Origin of the sequence: Elstera litoralis, assembly GCF_000963705.1 — a bacterium.
Lineage (GTDB): Bacteria > Pseudomonadota > Alphaproteobacteria > Elsterales > Elsteraceae > Elstera > Elstera litoralis.
Window position 1 is genome coordinate 1 of the sequence record NZ_LAJY01000421.1, and the last position, 4,540, is coordinate 4,540.

At 62.8% G+C, this 4,540-nt stretch carries 3 protein-coding genes; all 3 read left to right on the plus strand.

Features of this window, described 5'->3' with window-relative positions; translation table 11 throughout:
* Positions 1-1,914: NADP-dependent malic enzyme (locus VZ95_RS14920; protein ID WP_045776562.1), on the plus strand; the 1,914-nt coding region annotated here is incomplete at its 5' end.
* A 20-nt stretch (positions 1,915-1,934) separates the two neighbouring features.
* The gene (locus VZ95_RS14925; protein WP_084627819.1) at positions 1,935-3,428 is read left to right on the plus strand and encodes an ATP-binding protein; all 1,494 of its coding nucleotides are present in this window, start codon (positions 1,935-1,937) and stop codon (positions 3,426-3,428) included.
* Positions 3,429-3,737: 309 nt separating this feature from the next.
* On the plus strand, positions 3,738-4,540 hold an 803-nt coding region (locus VZ95_RS14930; protein ID WP_156995325.1), incomplete at its 3' end, for a substrate-binding domain-containing protein.

A 4,540-nucleotide genomic window follows, 5' to 3' on the forward strand; every position in this document is an offset into this window, starting at 1 on the left:
CGCGACGTGGACGAGTTCGTCAATGCCGTGCGCTATCTGGGGCCGACGTTCGGCGGCATCAATCTTGAGGATATTAAAGCGCCGGAATGTTTCATCATCGAACAGCGCTTGCGCGAGTTGATGGATATTCCGGTGTTCCACGACGACCAACACGGCACCGCCATCGTTGCCGCCGCCGGGCTGATTAATGCGCTCGATATTACCGGGCGGTCGCTGAAAGACATTAAGATGGTGGTGAATGGCGCGGGGGCTGCCGCCATCGCCTGCGTCGAATTGGTGAAGCTCTTGGGCGTGCCGCACGAAAATGTCGTTCTCTGCGATACCAAAGGGCCGATCTACCAGGGTCGCACCGAGGGCATGAACCAGTGGAAATCGGCCCACGCCGTCCCCACCGAAGCCCGCAGCCTGGAAGAGGCGATGAAAGGGGCGGACGTGTTCTTCGGGCTGTCGGCCAAGGGCGCAGTCACCCCGGCGATGGTCGCGGGCATGGCGGCGAAGCCGATCATTTTTGCGATGGCTAACCCCGACCCGGAAATCACCCCGGAAGAGGTGAAGGACGTTCGCTCCGATGCCATCGTCGCCACGGGCCGGTCGGATTATCCGAACCAAGTGAATAACGTCTTAGGTTTCCCCTATATCTTCCGGGGCGCGTTGGACGTGCGGGCGACCGCGATCAACGACGCGATGAAGGTCGCCGCCGCCCACGCCATCGCCGATCTTGCCCGCCAGCCGGTACCGGAAGAACTGGCCGCCGTCTATGCCGGGCGCAAGCTGCGCTATGGGCCGGAATATATCATCCCCGTGCCCTTCGATCCGCGCTTGATCGCGACCGTGCCGACCGCCGTCGCCCGCGCCGCGATGGAAAGCGGCGTCGCGCGTAAGCCGATTGCCGATGAAAAAGCCTATGGCCGCGCGCTCGCCAGCCGCCTCGACCCCACCGCCGCCAGCCTGCAAGGGATTCTGGACCGGGTGCGCGCCAATCCGCGCCGGGTGGTGTTCGCCGAAGGGGAAGAGGAGCGCGTGATCCGCGCCGCCCTCGGTTTCCGCGCCGCAGGTTACGGTCAGCCGGTGCTGGTCGGGCGCGAACACCGCATTCAGGAAACCATTCGCGCGGCGGGTCTTGTCGGCGCGGATGATCTTGAAATCGTCAATGCCTCGGTCGCCCGGCATAACAAGAAATACACGGACTATCTTTATCATCGGCTGCAACGACAGGGCTACCTGTACCGGGATTGTCAGCGCATGGTGAACCAAGATCGAAACGTATTCGGGGCCTGTATGGTCGCGCTGGGGGATGCCGACGCGATGGTGACGGGCGTTACCCGCTCGTTCGCCACCAGCTTGGAGGAAGTGCGCCGCGCCGTCGATCTGCACGCCCAAGACCGTCTCTACGGCCTGACGCTGCTCTTGCTGCGTAGCCATACCCTGTTCATCGCCGACACTCATGTAACGCCGGTGCCGACGGCAGAAGAACTGGCCGATATCGCCGTTCAGACCGCCGCCAAAGCCCGCAGCATGGGCCATGAGCCGCGCGTCGCCCTACTCTCCTACTCCAACTTCGGCAATCCGATGACCAAGAATGGCGACCGGATTCGCGAGGCGGTGAAGCTGCTCGATCAGCGCAAGACCTATTTCGAATATGACGGCGAAATGTCGCCGGATGTAGCGTTGGATGGCGAGTTGATGAAGCTCTACCCCTTCTGCCGCCTCTCCGGCCCGGCCAATGTGCTGGTGATGCCATCGCTTGCCGCCGCCAATATATCGGCCAAACTGATCCGTCAGTTAGGCGGCGGCACCGTTGTCGGGCCGATTCTCATGGGGCTGGATAAGCCCATCCAGATCGTCCCGATGGGGGCGACCGTGGGCGATATCGTCACGATGGCCGCCCTCGCAGCAGCCACGGCTGCGGCCTAATCCGACCGCAAGGGGCAGGTATGACGGACGAATCGCCAGACGTACAGCCTGCCCCTAAGCCGATCTCAGGCGCGCTCGGCGGGGCCGCCGAGACGGCGGCCAAGGCCCCGATGCCCTTGCCCGATCCGCCCTTGCCATTCACCCGAATCCTGCTGGCGGTCGTGCTGCTCTGCCTGCCGCCGCTGGCGGTAATCGGGGCGGCGGCATGGTTGGGGTGGCTGCCCAGGGAAGTGGCCGCGCTCGCGGCGTCCGGCCTCCTGCTCTATTACGCCTTGCTCGCCCGCCGTCAGGCCCGCGCGATTTACGATCTGCGCAATTTCGCCGACGAGTTAATCGGCGGCGACCGCCCCCTGCCCGCCTCGGCCCGGCTCGGCAGCCCGGCGTTGCGCGATCTCGGCTATGCCATCGCCCGGCTCTACCGCGCCAAACGCGACCGTAATGACGAGATGATGCGCCTCGTCCAGGCCCGCGACGGGGTGTTGGACGCCGTGCCCGATCCGGTTTTCGCCCTCGACCGGCAGGGGCGGATTCTCGGCGCGAACCGGGCGGCGATGGAAAGCTTCGGCGCGATCATTGGGCGCGATGCAACGCTGCTGTTCCGCCAGCCCGATATCGTCGCCGCGCTGAACCTTGTGCTGAGCGAGCGGGAAGCGCGCACCATCGCCACCCTCAGCCTCGCCCCGCCGGTGGAGCGGGAATTCACCGTTGCCGTCCAACGCCTGCAATCGGTGGCCCCGGACGGCACCTGCGCCGTGCTAACCCTGCACGATGTAACCGCCCTGCGCCGGGCCGAGCAAACCCGCGTCGATTTCGTCGCCAATGCCAGCCACGAAATCCGCACGCCGCTCACCACCTTGCTCGGCTTCATCGAAACGCTGCAAGGCCCGGCGAAGGATGATCCGCAGGCGCACGCGATGTTTCTCGATATCATGCAGGGCGAAGCGCAGCGCATGGCGCGGCTGGTGGAGGATCTGCTGTCGCTGTCGCGCATCGAGCAGCACGAACACGAGCACCCGACGACGCGCGTCGCCCTCGGCCCGCTGCTGGAACGCGTCGTCGCCGGGCTTCAGCCCCAGGCCGATCAGCGCCGCTCCACAATCAAGCTCACCATCGAGGGGGCCGCCACCGTCATCGGCACCGCCGACGAGTTGGTGCAGTTGACGCAAAATCTCATCGTCAATGCACTGAAATATGGCAAGGAGGGCGGCCTCGTGACGGTGACGGTAACGCGCAAACCCGCCGCGCCCCCGGCTATGCCGCCGCCCGCCTTCGGGGCCATCGCCATTGCCATTTGCGACGATGGCGAGGGGATTCCGCGCGCCCATCTACCGCGCCTGACCGAACGGTTTTACCGGGTCGATCCGGCCCGCTCCAAGTCCCAAGGCGGCACTGGGTTAGGCCTTGCCATCGTGAAGCATATCATCAACCGCCATCGCGGCAGTTTGCGGATCGAAAGCGACGTGGGTAAAGGCACCTGCGTGTATACTTATTTGCCCGCCGCCGAACGCGACTGACCGGCCGCGCGCCCCTCGAAATTGATTCTGCTGAGATTCCAATTGGTTGAATATCGTCGTGTTCCGGCGCAAAACCTCGTCATAGCGCCTTGATATTTTATACACATTTATCCTGATAGAACTGCCAGGGTTCATTGTCATATATCCGCAATGCTTTTGTCATAAAAGAGAGTCACGCCGTGACTACCGTCCGCTCAGTCTCTGAGCTGGGGGTTTAAGCCCGACGGCACGAGATGACGCAATTGGTCGGCTGAATGGTCGGGGAAATCCCTGACGCTCTGCCGATGTATGCTCGAAAGGTTTGATGGCATGATGAAGAAGACTTTTGCAGTGGCTGCCCTCGCCGCTGCGATGATTCCGGCGGCTGCTTTTGGTCAGGCACGGGATCAAATCCGCATCGTTGGTTCTTCCACGGTGTTCCCGTTCTCGACCGCCGTGGCGGAAGCCTTCGGCCGTCAGGGCAAGTTCAAGACCCCGGTTGTCGAATCGACCGGCACCGGCGGCGGCATGCGCCTGTTCTGCGCCGGCGTTGGCACGGGCCATCCGGACATGACCAATGCGTCGCGCCCGATGACCAAGTCGGAATTCGAAAGCTGCAATAAGAACGGCGTGACCGACATCACGGAAGTGAAGATCGGCTTCGACGGCATCGTGATCGCCGACAAGATCGGTTCGGCCAAGATGAACCTGTCGCGCAAGGACATCTACCTTGCCCTCGCCGAGAAGGTTCCGATGAACGGTGGCCTCGCCGAGAACCCCTATAAGACCTGGGCGCAGGTAAACCCGAACCTGCCGAACACGAAGATCGAAGTCATCGGTCCGCCCCCGACGTCGGGCACGCGCGATGCGTTCATCGAACTCGTCATGGATTATGGTTGCAAAGATTTCCCGGAAATCAAAGCAATCACCGATGCTAAGGTCAAGACGGCCGCTTGCTCGAAGATCCGCGAAGATGGCGCGTACATCGAAGCCGGTGAAAACGACAATCTGATTATCCAGAAGCTGAACACCTCGCCGGAAGCCCTGGGGATCTTCGGCTATAGCTTCCTCGATCAGAACAAGGACAAGGTTCAGGGCAGCCAGATCGAAGGCTTCGACTCGACCTTCGAAAA

Coding starts and splice junctions, on each gene's coding strand:
- VZ95_RS14925 (WP_084627819.1), top strand. CDS start 1,935: ATGACGGACGAATCGCCAGACGTACAGCCTGCCCCTAAGCCGATCTCA.